Here is a 20,460-nt window from a genome sequence, read left to right as displayed (position 1 = left end):
AATCCTATAGATTGAGGATAAGAGCAACGTAGGAGGAATTTAAAATGACTGAAGATAAAATTTATGATGTGATTATAATTGGTGCTGGACCTGCTGGTATGACAGCGGCAGTTTATACTTCTCGTGCAAACCTATCCACTTTAATGATTGAACGCGGTATTCCTGGTGGACAAATGGCGAACACGGAGGAAGTAGAAAACTACCCTGGATTTGACATGATTTTAGGACCAGAGCTTTCGACTAAAATGTTTGATCATGCAAAGAAATTTGGTGCTGAATACGCATACGGCGATGTTTCAGGAATTATTGACGGTGAAGCATACAAAACAGTGAAAGTAAGCGGGAAAGAATATAAAACATTAGCAGTCATTATTTCTTCTGGTGCAGAGTATAAAAAAATGGGTATTCCTGGAGAAACTGAGTTAGGTGGACGCGGAGTTAGTTACTGTGCAGTTTGTGATGGAGCATTCTTTAAACAGAAAAACCTAGTAGTTGTAGGTGGAGGAGACTCTGCTGTTGAAGAGGGTGCGTTCCTAACTAAATTTGCAAACAAAGTAACAATTGTACACCGTCGTGACGAGCTACGTGCACAGAAAATTCTACAAGACCGTGCATTTGCTAACGAGAAAATTGATTTTATTTGGAATACCACTTTAAAAGAAATTCATGGCAAAGATGGAAAAGTAGCAAGTGTAACTTTAGTATCTACCGTGGACGGTACGGAAAGAGAATTTGAAACAGACGGTGTATTCGTATATGTAGGGATGCTTCCATTAACAAAACCTTTTGCGAATTTAGATATTCTAAATGAAAATGGGTATATTGTGACAAATGAGAAAATGGAAACAACTGTACCTGGGATATTCGGCGCAGGAGATGTTCGTGAGAAAATGCTTCGTCAAATTGTTACTGCAACAGGAGACGGAAGTATTGCTGCCCAAGCTGCGCAACACTATATTGAAAATTTGAAAGACAAAATAACTACAAACGCTTAACTTAATTTTTTCTTAATCGGATTGTAATCGTCTTGAAATAAATAAAGTGTATAGTAAAGAATATAAATTGACCCCCTTTTTATATATGAAACATTTGGACAGGCTGTTTCGCGATTTTAATCGTGGAGCAGCCTCTTTTTATGAAAAATAATGTATAATATATTTTATGAACACATGATAGATGTGGAGTGACGATTAGTGCAAAGAATAGCTAACCTACTTGTATGTAAAGATGACAAAGTACTACTATTGAAAAAACCAAGAAGAAATTGGTATGTGGCACCAGGCGGTAAAATGGAAATGGGAGAATCTATTTTTATTGCTGCTATAAGAGAATTTACAGAAGAAACGAATGCTGTTCCTTTACAGCCCCATTTAAAAGGAATTTATACAATGGTTATTGAAGAAAACGGAAAGCATCTGGATGAATGGATGTTATTTACGTTTGTTGCTAATGATATTGAAGGCTTACCTTATGAGGAGACAACAGAAGGAATATTAGAGTGGCATTCTGTCGAGGATCTACATCACCTTCCAATGGCTGAAGGCGACCGGACAAATCTATTATTTGCAGTTCAAGGAAAAGGGATGCAATATGGAACATTTGTCTATACACCAGAGTTTTCTCTTATATCAGAAACAATTCAGCAATCAACGGAGGGAGAATGAACAATGGATAGTCTTCAAAAGCACGAAACGGAAGTTGTAATTATTACAGGAATGTCAGGTGCTGGAAAGACTGTGGCTATCCAAAGTTTTGAAGACCTTGGGTATTACTGCATTGATAATTTACCACCAGAGCTGCTGAGTACGTTCATCAAACTAATGATAGATTCGAATAAACAGCCTCGAAATATAGCAGTTGTGATGGATTTACGAGGAGGAGAAATGTTCAACTCCTTAGCAGATTCAGTAAATCAGTTAGAAGAGGCAACAACTGTTACACCTAAGTTATTATTTTTAGATGCTGGCGATGAAGTATTAGTAAGACGCTACAAGGAAACGCGTCGTTCGCATCCGCTCGCAAACTCTGGATTACCTTTAGAAGGTATTAAAAAAGAAAGGCAAATGCTTTCTGATTTAAAGGGGAGAGCTCAATACATTTACAACACTTCGAAGATGAAGCCTCGTGAACTAAGAGAGAAAATTCAAGAAGAGTTCTCTTCCAAAAGCAGTCAAGTGTTTACTATAAACGTTATGTCCTTTGGATTTAAACATGGAATTCCGATTGACGCGGATTTAGTATTTGATGTACGTTTTCTGCCAAATCCGTATTATATAGAAGAACTTCGCTTGAAATCTGGACTAAACGAAGAGGTATCCAGCTACGTATTAAAATGGGTAGACACAAAGACGTTAATCGAAAAACTAACGGATTTGTTCCAATTCATGATTCCTCAATATAAAAGAGAAGGTAAAACCCAACTAGTCATTGCATTTGGGTGCACCGGAGGACAGCATCGCTCTGTTACGTTAGCAGAATACTTTGGAAAATTATTGAAAGAGGACGACAAAACGATTATTACGCATCGGGATGTAGTTATTAGAAAGGAATGAAGGAATGGAACCTACAAAACACCGTAAAAAAATAGTTATAATCGGTGGAGGTACGGGTCTGTCTACGTTACTTCGTGGTTTGAAGAATTTTCCACTGGATATTACTGCAATCGTAACGGTCGCCGATGACGGAGGTAGCTCCGGTAGACTGCGTGACGAATATGACATTCCACCTCCAGGAGATGTACGAAATGTACTTGCCGCTCTTTCGGAAGTAGAGCCATTAGTTGAGGAAATGTTTCAATATAGATTTTCTCAATCGAAAGAATTGGAAGGGCATTCATTAGGCAATCTGATGTTAGCTGCTCTTACATCCATAACTGGTGATTTTGCACATGCTATAACGGAAATGAGCCGAGTACTTAATATTCGTGGAAAAGTACTACCAGCAGCGAACCAAGTAGTAACTTTACATGCTCTTTTTGAAGATCAAACAACCATTGTGGGAGAATCTAAAATTCCGAAGTACGGGAAAAAGATCGAGAAAGTATTTATAACTCCTGCAGACGTAAAACCGTTGCCAGAAACGATTAATGTTATTCGTCAAGCAGATGTGATCGTTATTGGACCAGGAAGTTTATATACGAGTATTTTGCCGAATTTATTAGTGCAAGATATACAAAAAGCTATTAGACAATCGAAAGCGAAGAAAGTATATATTTGTAATTTAATGACACAGGCTGGCGAAACAGGCAATTATTCTGCATATGATCATGTTCATGCACTGATCGAACATGTGGGGGATAACTTCCTAGATGCTGTGCTGATAAGTAAGGAAGAAATTCCTGAAAATGTTAGATATTTATACAAACAAGAGCAGGCATCTCCTGTTAAAATAGATATTGATGAATTAGAAAAATTAAATATAGACATTGTGAAAAAAGACATTTCAGTTGTACACGCTGGTGCAGTTCGTCATGATGCAACGGAAGTCGCGAAATGGCTTGTAGAATACGCAGACAGTTTAAAAATGTAACTGTCCAGGAGAAAGGGGGAAACGGAATATGTCGTTTGCTTCTGAAACTAAAAAAGAGATGACTCAGGAAGAAAATGAGCCTTGCTGTGCACGTTCAGAGCTTTCTGCGCTTATCCGCATGAATGGGTCACTCTCTTTTAGCAACAAAATGTTAAGCTTAGACGTTCAAACAGAAAATGCAGCTATTGCGAGAAGACTATATACATTGATAAAATCGTTATATCCATATCAAGTAGAATTACTTGTTCGAAAGAAAATGAGATTGAAAAAGAACAACATTTATATTTGTCGTATTCGGGAAGGTGCAAAAAACCTGTTAGAAGATCTTCAAATATTAAAGGATGGCTTTCAATTTGAATACTCCATTTCCAAGGAGCTTGTTCAAAAAAGTTGCTGTAAAAGAGCTTATTTAAGAGGAGCCTTCTTAGCAGGAGGATCGGTTAATAATCCGGAAACCTCATCTTATCACTTAGAAATTTATTCTTCTTATAAAACACATAGTGATGCATTGGTTGATTTGATGAATGAATATGAACTGAATGCAAAAACAATTGAACGAAAAAAAGGGTTTGTCGCATATTTAAAAGAAGCAGAAAAGATTTCCGATTTTTTAAGTATTGCGGGAGCTCACAGGGCATTATTGAAATTTGAAGATGTTCGAATCATACGAGATATGCGAAACAGCGTCAATCGCCTTGTCAACTGCGAAACAGCTAATCTGAACAAAACAATTAGTGCAGCTATTCGCCAAGTGGACAATATTCGTTTTATCGAGAATTCTATCGGTTTAGATCAGTTACCAGAAAAACTTCGTGAAATAGCTAGGTTACGTGTAGAGTACCAAGATGTTACACTGAAAGAACTAGGTGAGATGGTTTCTACTGGCAATGTGAGTAAATCAGGTGTAAATCACCGATTGCGAAAGATTGATGAAATAGCAGATATGCTGCGTAATGGAGAAACAATTTAGAGAAATGGGGAGTAGACAATGGCAGAACAGCAGGTGGAAGTAAAATTAGCGTCAGGACTTCAAGCAAGACAGGCTGCACTTTTTGTACAAGAAGCAAATCGTTATATTGCGGACGTTTTTTTAGAAAAAGATACTAAAAAAGTTAATGCGAAGAGCATTATGGGAATTATGAGCCTGGCGATAAGTAAAGGAACAACAGTAGTTTTAAGTGCTGATGGTTCTGATGCGGAGGAAGCAGTAGAAGCTTTAGGGAAATTTATCTCAAGTGAATCATAAAAAGGAACGGCCTCATTAGTCACTTAAGACGAAAGGGCTTTTTTTTATCTCAACATGTACTCCAGACAAAGCTGAGCATCTAAAAAGTCAGTTATCCGCCCGAGCCTCATAGCCATTCGCCCGCGAAACTTGTTTATCCGCCCGGCGCAAACATTCGAACGCCCGAGCCACTGGCTTATCCGCCCGAGATTCATTGAAATTGAAAAAATTAAAAAGTAAAAAAAAATCCCAAAGGACTAATACCTTTGGGATTTTCATCGACTTATTATGCTTTTTTCATTTCGCTGCGATCGATAATGTGATCGATTAAGCCGTATTCTTTTGCACGTTCAGCAGTCATGAAGTTATCGCGATCCGTGTCTTTTGCAATTACATCGATTGGTTGACCAGTACGATCAGAAATAATTTGGTTTAATTTTTCACGTAGATATAAAATGCGCTTTGCAGCAATTTCGATTTCCGTTGCTTGCCCTTGTGCTCCACCAAGTGGTTGGTGAATCATTACTTCAGCGTTAGGAAGCGCATAGCGTTTACCTTTTGTTCCAGCAGTAAGTAAGAATGCTCCCATTGAAGCAGCCATCCCGATACAAATTGTTTGTACATCTGGTTTGATGAACTGCATTGTATCGTAAATTGCCATACCTGCTGTTATACTACCACCAGGGCTATTAATATAAATAGAGATGTCTTTATCTGGATCTTCTGCTTCTAGGAATAATAATTGAGCAACGATTGAGTTTGCTACGTTGTCGTCAATACCACTTCCAAGCATAATAATGCGGTCTTTTAATAATCGAGAGTAAATGTCATATGCACGTTCTCCACGATTAGTTTGTTCAATAACTGTAGGAATTAAATTCATCCTGATTGCCTCCTTCAAAGGTGGGTTAAATTAGTTAGTTACTGAGAAAAGTTCCCTCAGTTGTAACTTTATCATACACATAATGGTCAAGGAAGGTCAAATATTAAGCTTCAAAAAGTTAACTTGAATTATGCTCCTTCTATTTGTATAATAGATAAGTCGCTAGCCCTTGTAGTGTAATGGATAACACACAAGCCTCCGAAGCTTGTAATGTGAGTTCGATCCTCGCCGAGGGCATACCATTCCAACGTTTTTACTAATAATTTACGTGTTATTATATTGATACAAAACAGCACGTAGCCTCCGTTTATTTTGCGATAAAGCAAACGGAGGTTTTTTTATGAAAAAAAAAACAGTGGACCCCAATTTAACCCAAACGCTCATCAAAAAGATGCATACTTTAAAATGAATGTATTTTAGAATGAGGAGTGAAGTTGATTGGTTTTACCATATGGAAATGAATGGCGAGAAGAAAGTCCGAATCATCATCATCATCATCAAGGCTATCCTATGTATCCACATTATCCATATTACCCGATTTACCCATATTTCCCGCAATATCCGCATTACCCACATTACCCACATTACCCACATTACCAACCGTACCCATATTACCCGATGAATCAGGGATATGGCTATCCAGGGTCTCATGGGAATTATGGTAGTCATGGGCACGGTCACTCATAACATTAATCACGTAATTAAAAACGTGAAAAGCCATCACTCATGTTTCAAGTTGGTTGCGTTTTGATATTGTTAACAACAAGTCTACAAGCTTGTGATGTGAGTTCGATCCTCGCAGATGGAATTTAAAAAGCTGAGAAACACTCTTAACATAATTTGTTTAGGGTGTTTTTTTGTTTTCATTATTTCTTCTATCGTAGGATACTGCATAGGCTTCATGCCTAAAATGTAGAATTGGATCGTCCGGTAACTCTATCCCTTTTCCAACTATAGTAGGGTCGAACAAAAGGCTTTCTGTTGGAAATATTTTTTTATTAATAGCCAATTGACCTACTAGAATTTTTTGTCTGTCATCTGGCCAAACATTCGTAGGATCATCAGTAGTGTCTGTGCTCTCCGCTAATCGAATGTAAAGTTCGAATGTTACAGTTCCTTTATCGAGTCGTCTCTCCAAATCCTCGCTCAAATAATCGGTAGATAAGTTAAGTCTATCAAGGATAGAAGGTGATTTTTCCTGCTTCACTGGATGCCACTCGTATTTTATAGCCTGCCGCTTGCCTTCAGCATTAACAAAATAGAAGGCATGTATGGGGTAATAATTTAGAGTTGCATAACTTATTGGTGGTTGCTTTAGCTGTCCCTTTAGCGCCAGTAATGTATTTTTATGCTCCGGGAAAGTAGTAAGAAGTTGTGTTACACCTAGACCTAAATCAATTGAATGAATGCCGGTTTTGTGAGAGGTTAATATTTTTAACATGTCTGTAAATGTTTTGGGATCTTTCGTGACGAACATTGGAACGGTTGCACAAACTTGGTGACTGATAGAACCATCGGGCTGATGAAAATGAATAGCCATTCCTTTTGCTGGAGATAGGAAATCTGCTGCAGTAGGATTTGGTGGACTATTAGAAAAACGAACTGTAGCAGTCACTGGTGTTTGCTGTAAGTGGGGGGCTAAGGTATAGGCTGTCGCATTACCATTTGGTGTAAAAATAGCTTCATAAAAATCTCCTTTAGCATGAGCACGTCGATAGCCTGGAAATTTCCCCTGAATTTGTTCAAGCGTATTAACGGCTTCTTTTGGCAAAGTATCGCTCATCAAAATCACCTCGTTTTTTAGAATGAAAAGAAAGATTTCATTTAATAATCATTACCACTGAATGCTATAACTAAACAATGTAAGAAAGATTCTTCATTTAATCCAGCCTCTTTCGTATTACTCTCGGTACAAGACTGTTTACTTGCTCTTAAGATAGATTTACTAGCGCTCTAATTACAAATACTCGTGTTCAATTATGGATTACTCGTTCTACAGATAGCATTACTCGCTAAACGGAACATTCTTCCATTTTAAAAAGTTTGAAACTTAGTTTACTTCATTCCGTAAATAGAATAGGTTTTGTATTTTCAATATAAAGGTACAATAAGACTATAATTATTAAAGAGGTGAGCGAAATGAAGAAATTATTAATACCAATAATCATTGTAGTTGTAATTATTGCTGTTATTGCAGGGATATTCATGACAAGCTATAACGGTTTTGTAGACAAAGAAGAAAACGTAAACAACGCATATGCGCAAGTTGAAAACCAGCTGCAACGAAGAATGGATTTAATACCAAACTTAGTTAATACAGTTAAAGGCTTTGCAGCGCATGAACAAGAAGTACTTGGGAATATAGCGGATGCAAGATCTAAATTGGCAGGAGCGGGGACACCAGAAGAACAAGCTACGGCGAATGATGAATTATCTGGAGCTTTGAGCCGATTATTAGTAGTGGTAGAAAATTATCCAGATCTAAAAGCAGATGCAAACTTTAGACAATTGATGGATGAGCTTGCTGGAACGGAAAATAGACTTTCTGTAGCAAGACAGGATTATAATACAGTAGTTTCGGATTACAATAAAAAAGTAAAACGGATGCCTGGAAGTATAGTAGCTTCGATGTTTGGCTTTGATGAGAAAGAGTACTTCAAAGCAGCTGAGGGGGCAGAAGAAGCACCTGTAGTAGATTTTGAAGGAGCTGGAGACTGATGAAGAAAAGTGCTCGTGCGATTTCACTTGCGCTTCTCCTTACATTTTTATTTCCTTTGCTAACGTTTGCCAAATCGGACTATCCAGCTGCAATTCCTGGAGAACTATATGTACAGGATTTCTATGACGTGCTATCAGAAGAGCAGGAGCAGGAAATAGAAACACTTGGACAAAATTTAGAAAATGCAACTGGTGCGCAAATTGTCGTGATGACAGTGGAGTCTTTAAAAGGTCAAGACGTTTCGACATATACGGTAGATGTGATGCGTGGATATGGTATTGGGGATGAAAAGAAGGATAACGGCGTCCTTTTATTACTAGAGATGGACCCTAACAAAGTAGGAGATCGTGAGGTTTATATAAACGTCGGTTACGGTTTAGAGGGCGCTTTACCTGATGGAAAAGTGGGGAGAATCATAGAAGAGTACACACTTCCCTTTTTAGAGCAGGGAGATGTCCCGGGAGCTATACTTTCTACTTACCAGCTCTTATATAATCAGGTTGCTACCGAATATGGTTGGGATACCGAGTTGGCTAGTCCACAGGAGCCTTCTCCACTCGCAGGCTCTACAGGCGGTGGAATCTCACTTCCAACAATTATCATTGGTATTGTAGTTATTTATTTAATCATGAATATGATGTCTGGCGGCGGTGGAGGCGGTCCAGGAAGAAGACGTAATAGCACTAGAATGTTTGGTCCAGGAGGCTTCGGTGGTGGTTTTGGCGGAGGCGGACGAAGTTCTGGTGGTGGCTTTGGGGGATTTGGCGGCGGTAGCTCCGGTGGTGGTGGAGCAGGTCGTAAATGGTAAATATTTAATTCGAAAAAGCCCTGGATAGGGCTTTTTCTCGTTTTATCATTTTGATAAAGTAATGATAGGGGGGATTTTGGATGAAACTAGTAGAGATCAACAAAGATAATTGGTTACATACAGTTCTTTTGACTACGAATGTGGATGGAAAAGCGACTGTTGTAGAAAAATTTGTAGCTTCGAATGCACTATCTATTGTTCAATCGAATTACGAAACTGGGTGGATTGTAAGAGGCATCGAGGTAGATGGCAAAATTATTGGCTTCACGATGTATGGATTAGACGAAGAAACGAAAAATTATTGGATATGTCGTTTAATGATAGACTACACCTGTCAGGGGAAAGGCTATGGAAAAGAGGCTGTTCAGTTGGTATTAGATGAAATGAAACAGTTAGATAATTGTGAAGTGATTTATTTGTCAACCGAGCCAAACAATGAAGTAGCTATTAAACTTTACGAAAGCTTTGGATTCCAAAAAACAGGCAAGATTAATGATGGAGAAGCAGAATTTATTTTGACATTATAAAATAAGAAAAACCAACGATTTGTTGGTTTTTTTGTTATTAATTTTCAGCAAATTCATCTAGCATCAACTTTACCATTTCATAGACCATTCTATCGGGTTCGGTTGTAATGCCGCCGTTTGTTCCAAAATCAGAACCAGGTGAAAACATAACTATACCACCCTCGAAGAGAGTAATAGTATACAATATTGTTTCTTTATCTGCTGCGTTTGAGAGTGAAATTTGATAATTGTTGATAAGAGGGAGCGCCTCTGCCCTTTCTCTACTTTCTGCCTCGGTTGCCTCTTTTACAGAAAGATATTCAAAGTTTTTTAGAATAGCATTTATTTTGTTGTTATTCGAAGTACATCCTGATTTAAATTTTACTTTCTCTTCCTGATCAACAATTCTTCCATTGAAGCAAAGCGTATCAAAGGAAACATCAATAGATGGAGTCTTTATATCTCCAACATACGCATCAAAATTCTCTATTTTCTCCTGAAGCTCTAAGCCTCCGCCATCTTTCACTCCATTATAGCTCCCTATTTTTCCTGGCTCTGATTTTGAAAAAATAAATTCTTCTCTCACTTTATGAATAATTTGCTGTCCTTGACTATTGGTTAAGGAAACTTCTATTAGTGGGCGATATATATTGGGATGATCCTTCTCCTGATTAATTTGGACATTTTCAAGATTCATTTTTATATCATTGTCTATTAAATAATGATTATATTTAAAAACCAGATTTGAACTGATTGCATTTGATAACATATTCTCCGTGAAATAATCGCCAAAGGTAGTTTGATAATAATTCATAAAACCTTTGTATTCATTGGATTCCAGAAGTTGATCGTATTCTTCTTGAGTTTCTGCTTTGGTTGAGCTTTGCAGGTCCCACCACTCGTTCAATAATCGCGAAATTTCCATATCAGGTCCATTGTATTCTCTTTCTAATACTGCTTTTATAACCTGTTCATTTGACATTGGTTGTGCAGATTGTTCCGTCTCGGTAGGATTAATGTAAGTAAAAACTAAAAAGGAAGCGATAGCTATTATTGCTAGTGATATAAATACGGGAAATATGTTGCGATTTCTTTTTGTTTCTAGTCTGTCCTTCAAGGCTAGCCACGTATTTTTCTTTGCTTCAAGTGTACGCTCCACAGCTTTCATTTCCTCAAAAAGCTCATCGAATTCTTTTGATGGTTTCATTTGCATAATCTCCTTCCCGATGAAACTCCTTTTTAAGTGCCTCAAGTGCTCGTGTCATTTTCATCTTCACCTTTGCCTCAGTCCAGCCAAGTATAAAGGCAGTTTCTTGAATCGAACATTCTTGTATCTTGCGCAAAAGCAAGACCTCTTGATACTCTTTTTTTAGCTTATATAAGGAATCATACATTCTAGTAAGCTGTTCCTTTTGTTCGAATCGACTTTCTGGTGAAAGTACCTTTGTTTCTATATCATGCTCTTTCTCGAAGGTGAAAAATTGTATGAGCTTTTTCCTTCGAAAATAGTCGTAGGTCAAATTCCGAGCTATTTTTAATAGCCAAGTGGTAGGTGAAGCTTGTTGGTTAAAGGAATTTAGACCTTTATATGCTTTATAAAACGTTTCTTGTGTAAGATCCTCCGCACATTCTCTTTGACGCACAAGAAAAAATATATAGCTATAAATTCTATCACTGTGCTCTTTGTATAGCTGTTCAATTTCCATTCTCTGACCTCCCTTATCGCTATAGACGAATAGGCATATAAAAAGTATCGCTTTTATTTTAACCTTTTATAGAATAAATTGTATTTAAGTATTTTGATGTCATTCTTTTACGTAAATTTTTAGTTGACTCAACATGTCGAGAGTAGCATACGAATTGACTAAAAAAGGCTATAATAAATGTGTATTAGATGTTTGATGGGAGGAATACTAAATGATTATCAAATTCTACACAAGACCTGGCTGCCATTTATGTGATGATGCAAGGCTTATGCTAAAGCTAGTAAGAGAAGATGTTGAATTTGAAATAAATGAGATAAATATTGAAAAAGACGATGCACTTCATGAAAAATATATGCTGATGATCCCAGTCATCGAATTGGAAGACAAAATTATTCAATATGGGCAAGTGGATTACGCAACTATTTTGGAGGCACTACTCTAATCACAAGTTACCGTGACTGAATCGCGAGTCAAAAGTTCCAAACCGCAATATAGGAACTCATAATCGCTCCTAGCTCCCCTAAATCACAACATAGCCATTTATATGTTGAATGATTTTTTCCTTGAATTTGTTTACAAAATGTTTCAAATTCTTGCTATCGGGAATAGAATATTGTAAGCTTATTTTAGAAATTAATTTTTTTTAAGTATATGGGACAAAAAGTGAAGTGGTGGGACAAAAACGTCACAATCAGTTGGGATGTGAAAAATGGATTCATTACTACAGGCTCAATTAAAATTATTGCCTGAGATGAGCATCTTGTTACAGAAAAGGTATCGAATACTTCAAACCATTCAATTGTCTGCAGGGTCTGGTCGTCGAGTAATCGGAGATCTTCTAGGATTGTCAGAAAGAGAAACAAGAAAAGAATTAGACTTTTTGCGCAATCAAGGATTGATAGAAATATCGAGAGATGGAGCAAGTATAACTTCTAGTGGCAAAGATTTATTGATCGAGCTTAAAGAAGTTGTACGAGAATGGTCTGGTAGATTGCAGCTCGAACAATCACTTGCTAGTAATTTAAATATTAAAGAAGTGATAATTGTCCCGGGAAATGTAGATACTAATCCTAATTCTGTTTTACTTCAGTCACAAGAAGCGGCGAAATATTTAGAGAGTATTTTATCGGATGAATCCATCATTGCAGTTACAGGTGGAACAACGATTGCTTCTATTTCGAATTATGTTCATCAAACGGACAAGTGGAAGCGGCTGTTATTTATAGCAGCAAGAGGTGGAGTAGGTAAGGATGTTCGATTACAAGCTAATACAATCGCCTCTCTCTTTGCGAACAAAATGAATGGATCGTATCGGACATTATACATGCCAGATAGCCTGAGTGAGGAAGCTTACGCAGCAATGAAAAATGAGCCATTTATAAAAGAAATGATGGATTTTTATGAGCGGACGAATATCATTATTCATGGTATTGGAGATGCGCTTGAAATGGCTCGCCGAAGAAATTCTAGTTTAGAGGAAATGCAACGCTTGAAAGAAATCGGTGCAGTAAGTGAGGCCTTCGGGTATTACTTTAATGCCCAAGGAGAAGCGGTACACAGAATTCGCACGATTGGTGTTCAGCTTAAACAATTGGAAAATATGGAGCATCTTCTAGCAGTAGCTGGAGGCGCAAAAAAAGCAAATGCTCTGTTGTCATATTTTAAACAGGCACCAGCCCAAACGGTTTTAGTAACCGATGAAGGTGCAGCACATGAAATAATGCGATTAATAGAACAAAACAACTAGGAGGAATTTAAAATGACAGTAAAATTAGCGATTAATGGTTTTGGACGTATTGGACGTAAAGTATTCAGAGAAGCTTTAGAACAAAATGAACTAGAAGTAGTAGCAATCAATGATTTAACGGATGCAGCAATGCTTGCTCATTTATTGAAATACGATTCAGTTCATGGGATTTTCAATGCAGAAGTTACTTCTGAAGGAGAATACCTTGTAGTAAACGGTAAAAAAATTCGCGTATTTGCTGAAAAAGATCCTTCTGCATTGCCATGGAAAGAGCAACAAGTAGATATCGTAATTGAATGTACAGGTATTTTCAGCACAACTGAAAAAGCTGGTAAACATATAGAAGCGGGTGCTAAAAAAGTTATCCTTTCTGCTCCAGCAAAAGATAATATGCCTACATTTGTAATGGGTGTAAATGCTGATCAATATAATCCAGAAACAGACCATGTAGTATCAAATGCTTCATGTACTACAAACTGTTTATCACCAGTAGCAAAAGTATTACAAGATCAATTTGGTATTAAGCGTGGAATGATGACTACTATTCACTCATACACAAATGACCAACGTATTTTAGACTTACCACATAGCGATTATCGTCGTGCGCGTGCAGCAGCAGAATCTATGATTCCTACAACTACAGGAGCAGCTGCAGCAGTAGCAAAAGTACTTCCTGAGTTAAAAGGGAAATTAGATGGTATGGCAGTTCGTGTACCAACTCCAAACGTTTCTATCGTTGACTTTGTAGCTGAATTAGACAAAAACGTTACAGTGGATGAGTTAAATGCAGTACTAAAATCTGCTTCTGAAAATGAATTAAAAGGAATTATGGAGTACAATGAACTTCCTTTAGTTTCTAGAGATTATAACGGAAATACAGCTTCATCTACTGTAGATGGTCTTTCTACTATGGTACTTGGAGATAATTTAGTAAAAGTATTAGCATGGTACGACAATGAATCAGGATATTCTGCACGTTGTATCGACCTTGCATTACTTATGGCTAAAAAAGGACTATAACTCTTTCGTACTTGACTAAGGAAAGCACATAGTAACAATGTGATTTTTCGTGGCGATTCGATAGATTTACCTCTATAATGAAAGAGGGTAAAGGAGCCAGGGATTACCCCCTCGCTCCTTTTTTTTACAGATTAACAAGGAGGCTTATCTCATGAAGGTTAAACAAGCAATGAGCGATGTAGCTTTACAAGGAAAACGTGTATTTTGTCGAGTGGACTTTAACGTCCCAATGGAAGATGGAGCTATCACGGACGATACAAGAATTCGTGCGGCACTCCCAACGATTAGTTATTTAATCGAACAAGGTGCAAAAGTAATCTTAGCAAGCCATATGGGACGACCAAAAGGTGAAGTGAAGGAAGATTTACGTTTGACTAAGGTTGGAGAACATTTAGCAAAACTTTTGGATAAGCCAGTACAAAAATTAGATGAATCTATCGGCGAAGCTGTGGAAAAAACAGTTTCAGAAATGGAAGACGGCGACATTGTACTATTAGAAAACGTTCGTTTCCATGCAGGTGAGGAAAAGAATGACGCAGAGCTAGCAAAATCTTTTGCGAAGCTAGCAGATGTGTATGTTAACGATGCTTTTGGTGCTGCTCATCGTGCACATGCTACAACAGAAGGGATCGCAAAACTACTTCCAGCTGTGTCAGGGCTATTAATGCAAAAAGAGTTAGATGTATTAGGAAAAGCTTTAGCTGAGCCTGAACGTCCTTTTACTGCCATTATCGGCGGAGCAAAAGTAAAAGATAAAATTGGGGTAATCGATCATTTATTGGACAAAGCAGATAATATTATTATAGGTGGAGGCTTATCGTATACTTTTACGAAGGCACAAGGCCGTGATGTTGGAACATCTCTACTGGAAGAAGATAAAATTGACCTAGCTAGAGGCTTCATTGAAAAAGCAAAAGAAAAAGGTGTTTCGTTCTATTTGCCAGTAGATGTAGTAGTGGCAGATGAATTTTCAAAGGATGCTAACACAAAAGTAGTAGATATCACTGACATTCCTTCTGATTGGATGGGATTAGATATTGGTCCAAAAACAAGAGAACTATACGCAGACGTTATTAAAAATAGTAAGCTAATTATTTGGAATGGACCGATGGGTGTATTCGAAATGGATGCATTTGCAGAAGGTACAAAAGCTGTAGCAAATGCAATGGCTGAAACTGCAGGCTATACGATTATCGGTGGTGGCGATTCTGCAGCTGCTGTTGAAAAGTTCAATGTTGGCGAGAAGATGGATCATATTTCTACAGGTGGAGGAGCTTCCTTAGAGTTTATGGAAGGTAAGGATTTGCCTGGAGTTTCCGCTTTAAACGATAAGTAATGGAGGAGATGTCATATGCGTAAACCAGTAATAGCAGGGAATTGGAAGATGTATAAAACACTTGGTGAGGCAAAGGAATTTGCACTTCAGTTAAAAGAACAACAAGTGGATAGCACAAAAGTTGATGCAGTAATCTGCGCTCCAGCGCTATTTTTAGATCAGCTTGTTCAAGCGACAAAGGGTTCGTTCGTTTCTATCGGTGCTCAAACGATGCACGAGGAAAAAGAGGGAGCATTTACAGGTGAAGTTAGTGGTCATCAGCTGAAAGACTTAGGAGTAGAATACGTTGTAATTGGTCACTCTGAACGTCGTCAATATTTCAATGAAACAGATGAATCGGTCAATAAAAAAGTAAAATCTGCTTTTGAGTTTAACCTAACACCAATCATTTGTGTGGGTGAAACATTGGAGCAGCGTGAGCAAAACGAAACAGAAACGATTGTTTCTAACCAAGTAATGGCTGCAATTGAAGGATTAACAGAAGAGCAACTAATTCAATCGATTATTGCATATGAGCCAATTTGGGCGATTGGAACTGGAAAAACGGCTACTGCAGATGATGCAAATGACGTATGCCAAGCAATTCGTGAAACGATTTTAGATGGTTTTGGAGAAGAAGTAGCTAGTCAGGTTCGCATCCAATACGGTGGTAGTGTGAAACCAGAAAATATTGAAGAGCTTCTTTCCAAGGAGCATATTGACGGTGCATTAGTAGGAGGAGCAAGCCTACAAGTAGACTCTTTTGTGAAACTATTGGAGGCTGGTGCAAATGCCTAAAAGTCCAGTAGCACTAATCATTCTAGATGGTTTCGGTTTGCGTCATGAAACGTTTGGGAATGCTGTTGCTCAAGCAAATAAACCGAACTTCGATCGATATTGGAAGACCTTTCCGAATGCTACTTTGACGGCCTCAGGAGAAGCAGTAGGTCTGCCTGAAGGTCAAATGGGTAATTCAGAGGTTGGTCATTTAAATATTGGTGCAGGTAGAGTCGTATACCAAAACCTAACTCGAATTCACAAATCAATTCGTGAAGGAGAATTTTTCTTAGAGCCAAAGCTATTAGCTGCAATTGACCATGTAAAACAAACAGGTGGGAAATTACACTTGATGGGCTTGCTTTCAGATGGTGGTGTTCATAGTCACTATAAGCATTTGTTTGCTTTGTTGAAGCTTGCAAAAGAACAAGGACTCGAAGAAGTATTTGTCCATGGCTTTTTGGATGGACGCGACGTTGGTCCGCGCACGGCGATTGGTTATGTAGCAGAAACAGAGAAACAAATGAAGGAAATTGGTATAGGGAAATTTGCTTCTATTAGTGGTAGATACTATGCAATGGATCGCGATCGCAGATGGGAAAGGGTTTTAATAGCATATAAAGCCATTGTAGAAGGTTTAGGTAAAACCGCAGAATCAGCAACAGCTGGTATTTTAGCATCCTATGAAGAGGATATTGTCGATGAATTTGTTGTTCCTTTTGTGATAGAGGAAGATGCAAAGCCTGCTGTATCAATTGAAACGAATGATGCGGTCATTTTCTTTAATTTCCGACCTGACCGTGCTATTCAATTATCGCTAGCTTTAAACACACCATCATTTGATAGTATTCCTTTAAGCGACACGCATCCAACGAACTTGAAATTTGTTACGTTCACTCATTATAGTGATGATGTTGTGGCAGATGTAGTGTTTGAGAAAGAGAATTTGTATAACACAGTAGGAGAAGTAATTTCCAAACATAACAAAACACAATTACGAATTGCAGAAACCGAGAAGTATCCACATGTCACGTTCTTTATGAGTGGTGGTAGAGAAGAAACCTTCCCAGGGGAAGAACGTATTCTAATCAACTCGCCAAAGGTTGCTACATATGATTTACAGCCTGAGATGAGCGCTTATGAAGTAACCGATGCTCTGTTGGATGCAATTGCAAATGATCGATTTGATGCAATTATTTTAAATTTTGCTAATCCTGATATGGTGGGACATAGTGGCATGTTAGAACCGACGATAAAAGCTATTGAAGCAGTGGACGATTGTCTAGGCAAAGTTGTAGATGCCATTTTAGCAAAAGGTGGACATGCTATTATTACAGCAGATCACGGAAATTCAGATGAAGTAACAACGATGGAAGGTCAGCCAATGACAGCGCACACGACAAATCCTGTCCCAGTAGTAGTTACAGTAAAAAATGAAACGCTAAGAAGCGACGGAATTTTAGCCGATTTGGCTCCAACCATGTTACACTTATTAGGGATAGAAACACCGCCTGAAATGACAGGTAAAACACTAATCGAAACGGAGAGTTAAAAATGCCAATTATTACACAAATTCAAGCACGTGAAGTATTAGATTCACGCGGAAATCCAACAGTAGAAGTAGAAGTATTTACAGAAAGCGGTGGATATGGACGCGCAATCGTTCCGTCTGGTGCATCTACTGGTGAATATGAAGCAGTAGAACTTCGTGATGGTGATAAGTCAAGATATCTAGGCAAAGGTGTTTTAAAAGCAGTTGAGAATGTAAACAACATTATTGCAGCTGAACTAGAAGAGAATTTCTCCGTATTGGATCAGGTAGAAATTGACCATGCAATGATCGAACTAGACGGAACTGAAAATAAAGGAAATTTAGGCGCAAACGCTATTTTAGGTGTATCTATCGCTGTTGCACATGCAGCTGCAGATTACTTAGATGTTCCACTTTATCAATACTTAGGTGGATTTAATGCAAAGCAACTTCCAGTGCCGATGATGAACATCGTAAATGGTGGAGAGCATGCGGATAATAACGTGGATATCCAAGAATTTATGGTAATGCCAGTAGGCGCAGAATCATTCCGTCATGCATTACGTATGGGAGCAGAAATTTTCCATAGCTTAAAAGCAGTATTAAAAGAAGCTGGGCTTAACACAGCAGTTGGAGATGAAGGCGGATTTGCACCGAACTTAAAATCTAACGAAGAAGCTCTTTCTACTATTATGACTGCAATTGAAAAAGCTGGTTATAAACCAGGAGAAGAAGTACTTCTTGCAATGGACGTTGCTGCCTCTGAATTATTCAATAAAGAAGATGGCAAATACCACTTATCTGGTGAAGGTGTTGTAAAAACTTCTGAAGAAATGGTTGCTTGGTATGAAGAGCTTTGCGAAAAATACCCAATCATTTCAATTGAAGACGGCTTAGACGAAAACGACTGGGCAGGTCATAAATTATTAACAGAACGCTTAGGCAAAAAAGTACAGTTAGTGGGCGATGATCTATTTGTAACGAATACTGAAAAATTATCGCAAGGAATTGAACAAGGTATAGGTAACTCTATTCTTGTAAAAGTTAACCAAATTGGTACACTTACGGAAACATTTGATGCAATTGAAATGGCAAAACGCGCTGGTTACACAGCAGTTATTTCTCACCGTTCTGGTGAATCAGAGGATGTAACAATTGCAGATATCGCAGTTGCAACAAACGCTGGTCAAATCAAAACTGGTGCACCATCTCGTTCAGACCGTGTAGCAAAATACAACCAATTACTGCGTATTGAAGATCAGTTATACGAAACTGCTCAGTACCTAGGCGAAAAAACATTCTATAACTTAAAAAAATAATGTAAAAAAGCAGTTAGCGAAATTTGCTAACTGCTTTTTTACCTAAATATTTTGGGGGATAGGTTGTAAATGTACTTGTTTTTTGGTAAAATTATATATATTGTGAACGTTCTTTTCAGGAGGTGGAATAAATGCACGCATTAATATTGACTTTACTTGTCATCGTTGCGCTCGCATTAATCGTTGTTGTATTGTTACAATCAGGGAAAAGTGCTGGTCTTTCAGGAGCCATCTCTGGTGGAGCTGAACAACTTTTTGGAAAACAAAAAGCTCGAGGTATGGACTTAGTCTTACATAGAGTGACGGTTGTACTTGCAGTTCTATTTTTTATATTGACTATTGCCATAACTAAATTTTAATCCTACTCTATTGATAGGGTCATTTATTCCGGTGAGTGTATTATACACTAAAGCCAAAGCCTTTTGATTAATAAACAGATGTGAACCGCCTGACCGACTTCTGATTGGTTAGGCGTTTTCTTTTAACTAAAAATAATTATACATATGAAATATAAGGCATTATTCGGGCATATTAAACTAATTAATGAAATAATTAGTATGATAAATAATGCAAAAAGCTATTATTGATGGAGGTTTTACATATGCGAATTTCAACTCCTAAGCCATTTTTCTTTGAAGCTGGCAAACGTGCGGTATTGCTGCTTCATGGTTTTACAGGAAATTCTTCAGATGTTCGTATGCTTGGACGCTTTTTAGAGAAAAACGGCTACACATCACTCGCTCCTCATTACAAAGGACATGGTGTGCCACCAGAAGAACTATTGGAAACAGGACCACAGGACTGGTGGAAGGATGTTATGAGAGGATATGACCGTTTAAAAGCAGCTGGCTATGAGGAAATTGCTGTTGCCGGGCTTTCACTTGGAGGAGTATTTTCACTGAAGTTAGGGTATACAGTACCTGTAAAAGGTATTGTCACTATGTGCTCCCCGATGACGATGAAAACGACTGATATTATGTTTGAAGGTGTAGTAAAATACGCAAAAGAATATAAAAAATATGAAGGAAAATCCGAACAACAAATCGAAGAAGAAGTAGAGGCTATTCGAAAAACACCAATGGAGACATTGGCTGAGCTAAGAGAATTTGTTTACAATGTTCGTGAGCATGTGGATCATGTATATGCTCCTTTATTAGTTACTCAAGGAAAAAAAGATAAAGTTATCGATATTTCTTCTGCTGAGTATATATATGAACAGGCGGAATCATTCGAGAAAAAACTAAATTGGTATGAAAACTCCGGACACGTAATCACACTGGGTTCAGAAAAAGAACAATTGCACGAAGATATATTAAACTTTTTAGAGTCGCTTGATTGGAATGTGTAAAACAGTCCAAATGTGCACACGCTGAAAA

Annotated in this window: 23 protein-coding genes and 1 tRNA gene; 20 read left to right on the top strand and 4 right to left on the bottom strand. The window is 37.9% G+C overall.

The genetic code is table 11. The features are described 5' to 3' along the window. The first annotated feature begins 44 nt into the window (after positions 1-44). From trxB to BLR36_RS15690, 6 genes are all read left to right on the top strand, one after another. Positions 45-995 carry a thioredoxin-disulfide reductase gene (gene trxB, locus BLR36_RS15715; RefSeq protein WP_093062690.1) on the top strand — a complete coding sequence of 317 codons (951 nt, stop codon included), beginning with the start codon at positions 45-47 and terminating at the stop codon, positions 993-995. A 198-nt stretch (positions 996-1,193) separates the two neighbouring features. Continuing rightward, positions 1,194-1,664, top strand: a complete 471-nt coding sequence (locus tag BLR36_RS15710; protein WP_093062689.1) for an NUDIX domain-containing protein — start codon at positions 1,194-1,196, stop codon at positions 1,662-1,664. A 3-nt stretch (positions 1,665-1,667) separates the two neighbouring features. Beyond that, positions 1,668-2,552, top strand: coding sequence for an RNase adapter RapZ (gene rapZ / locus BLR36_RS15705; RefSeq protein WP_093062688.1), 885 nt, complete (start codon positions 1,668-1,670; stop codon positions 2,550-2,552). Positions 2,553-2,556: 4 nt separating this feature from the next. After that, entirely contained in the window at positions 2,557-3,528 is a 972-nt protein-coding gene (yvcK, locus tag BLR36_RS15700) for a gluconeogenesis factor YvcK family protein (protein WP_093062687.1), read from the top strand. A gap of 28 nt (positions 3,529-3,556) precedes the next feature. Further along, positions 3,557-4,498: a DNA-binding protein WhiA gene (gene whiA, locus BLR36_RS15695; RefSeq protein ID WP_093062686.1), complete on the top strand. Its 942-nt coding sequence runs from the start codon at positions 3,557-3,559 to the stop codon at positions 4,496-4,498. An 18-nt stretch (positions 4,499-4,516) separates the two neighbouring features. Then, entirely contained in the window at positions 4,517-4,774 is a 258-nt protein-coding gene (locus BLR36_RS15690) for an HPr family phosphocarrier protein (protein WP_093062685.1), read from the top strand. A 265-nt stretch (positions 4,775-5,039) separates the two neighbouring features. Here the strand turns inward: BLR36_RS15690 and clpP are convergent, their stop codons facing one another. Then, on the bottom strand, positions 5,040-5,636 hold the full coding sequence (gene clpP, locus BLR36_RS15685; protein WP_093062684.1) for an ATP-dependent Clp endopeptidase proteolytic subunit ClpP: 597 nt from the start codon (positions 5,634-5,636) through the stop codon (positions 5,040-5,042). Between the two features lie 165 nt (positions 5,637-5,801). On the opposite strand from clpP, the gene BLR36_RS15680 reads away from it, so the two are divergent. Next, positions 5,802-5,873: transfer RNA gene (locus tag BLR36_RS15680), tRNA-Arg, on the top strand. 201 nt (positions 5,874-6,074) lie between these two features. After that, on the top strand, positions 6,075-6,323 hold the full coding sequence (locus BLR36_RS15675) for a hypothetical protein (RefSeq protein ID WP_093062683.1): 249 nt from the start codon (positions 6,075-6,077) through the stop codon (positions 6,321-6,323). 157 nt (positions 6,324-6,480) lie between these two features. On the opposite strand, the gene BLR36_RS15670 is transcribed toward BLR36_RS15675, so the two are convergent. After that, complete coding sequence (locus BLR36_RS15670) at positions 6,481-7,419, bottom strand: catalase (RefSeq protein WP_093062682.1); 939 nt, start codon at positions 7,417-7,419, stop codon at positions 6,481-6,483. A gap of 356 nt (positions 7,420-7,775) precedes the next feature. Between BLR36_RS15670 and BLR36_RS15665 the strand changes: the two genes are divergently transcribed. The 3 genes from BLR36_RS15665 to BLR36_RS15655 all read left to right on the top strand — a co-directional run bounded on the left by BLR36_RS15665 (position 7,776) and on the right by BLR36_RS15655 (position 9,690). Further along, positions 7,776-8,354 (top strand): LemA family protein, encoded by a 579-nt coding sequence (locus BLR36_RS15665; protein ID WP_093062681.1) that lies wholly within the window; start codon positions 7,776-7,778, stop codon positions 8,352-8,354. Then, positions 8,354-9,163 (top strand): TPM domain-containing protein, encoded by an 810-nt coding sequence (locus BLR36_RS15660; RefSeq protein WP_093062680.1) that lies wholly within the window; start codon positions 8,354-8,356, stop codon positions 9,161-9,163. Before BLR36_RS15665 ends, BLR36_RS15660 begins: the two co-directional genes overlap by 1 nt. 80 nt (positions 9,164-9,243) lie before the next feature. Further along, positions 9,244-9,690, top strand: coding sequence for a GNAT family N-acetyltransferase (locus tag BLR36_RS15655; protein WP_093062679.1), 447 nt, complete (start codon positions 9,244-9,246; stop codon positions 9,688-9,690). Positions 9,691-9,727: 37 nt separating this feature from the next. Here BLR36_RS15655 and BLR36_RS15650 read toward each other — a convergent pair whose 3' ends face one another. Both BLR36_RS15650 and BLR36_RS15645 read right to left on the bottom strand, forming a co-directional pair. After that, on the bottom strand, positions 9,728-10,876 hold the full coding sequence (locus tag BLR36_RS15650) for a hypothetical protein (RefSeq protein ID WP_093062678.1): 1,149 nt from the start codon (positions 10,874-10,876) through the stop codon (positions 9,728-9,730). After that, a complete protein-coding gene (locus tag BLR36_RS15645) occupies positions 10,851-11,375 on the bottom strand; it encodes an RNA polymerase sigma factor (protein WP_093062677.1) in 525 nt (174 codons plus the stop codon). Before BLR36_RS15645 ends, BLR36_RS15650 begins: the two co-directional genes overlap by 26 nt. 211 nt (positions 11,376-11,586) lie before the next feature. Between BLR36_RS15645 and BLR36_RS15640 the strand changes: the two genes are divergently transcribed. From BLR36_RS15640 to BLR36_RS15600, 9 genes are all read left to right on the top strand, one after another. Further along, positions 11,587-11,817, top strand: a complete 231-nt coding sequence (locus tag BLR36_RS15640) for a glutaredoxin family protein (protein ID WP_093062676.1) — start codon at positions 11,587-11,589, stop codon at positions 11,815-11,817. A 267-nt stretch (positions 11,818-12,084) separates the two neighbouring features. Next, entirely contained in the window at positions 12,085-13,122 is a 1,038-nt protein-coding gene (locus BLR36_RS15635; protein ID WP_093062675.1) for a sugar-binding transcriptional regulator, read from the top strand. Positions 13,123-13,134: 12 nt separating this feature from the next. Next, positions 13,135-14,142 carry a type I glyceraldehyde-3-phosphate dehydrogenase gene (gap, locus tag BLR36_RS15630; RefSeq protein ID WP_093062674.1) on the top strand — a complete coding sequence of 336 codons (1,008 nt, stop codon included), beginning with the start codon at positions 13,135-13,137 and terminating at the stop codon, positions 14,140-14,142. Positions 14,143-14,311: 169 nt separating this feature from the next. Beyond that, positions 14,312-15,478, top strand: coding sequence for a phosphoglycerate kinase (gene pgk / locus BLR36_RS15625; protein ID WP_371326738.1), 1,167 nt, complete (start codon positions 14,312-14,314; stop codon positions 15,476-15,478). Between the two features lie 15 nt (positions 15,479-15,493). Further along, complete coding sequence (gene tpiA / locus BLR36_RS15620; protein ID WP_093062672.1) at positions 15,494-16,255, top strand: triose-phosphate isomerase; 762 nt, start codon at positions 15,494-15,496, stop codon at positions 16,253-16,255. Further along, positions 16,248-17,786: a 2,3-bisphosphoglycerate-independent phosphoglycerate mutase gene (gene gpmI / locus BLR36_RS15615; protein ID WP_093062671.1), complete on the top strand. Its 1,539-nt coding sequence runs from the start codon at positions 16,248-16,250 to the stop codon at positions 17,784-17,786. Before tpiA ends, gpmI begins: the two co-directional genes overlap by 8 nt. A gap of 2 nt (positions 17,787-17,788) precedes the next feature. Next, the gene (gene eno, locus BLR36_RS15610; protein ID WP_093062670.1) at positions 17,789-19,084 is read left to right on the top strand and encodes a phosphopyruvate hydratase; all 1,296 of its coding nucleotides are present in this window, start codon (positions 17,789-17,791) and stop codon (positions 19,082-19,084) included. Positions 19,085-19,215: 131 nt separating this feature from the next. Next, positions 19,216-19,443: a preprotein translocase subunit SecG gene (gene secG / locus BLR36_RS15605; protein WP_093062669.1), complete on the top strand. Its 228-nt coding sequence runs from the start codon at positions 19,216-19,218 to the stop codon at positions 19,441-19,443. Positions 19,444-19,685: 242 nt separating this feature from the next. Beyond that, positions 19,686-20,432: an alpha/beta hydrolase gene (locus tag BLR36_RS15600; protein ID WP_093062668.1), complete on the top strand. Its 747-nt coding sequence runs from the start codon at positions 19,686-19,688 to the stop codon at positions 20,430-20,432. Positions 20,433-20,460: the final 28 nt, after the last annotated feature.

It is taken from the genome of Psychrobacillus sp. OK028 (assembly GCF_900103605.1).
In the GTDB taxonomy this organism is placed as follows: domain Bacteria; phylum Bacillota; class Bacilli; order Bacillales_A; family Planococcaceae; genus Psychrobacillus.
This window is presented reverse-complemented; position numbering and strand designations above follow the sequence as displayed.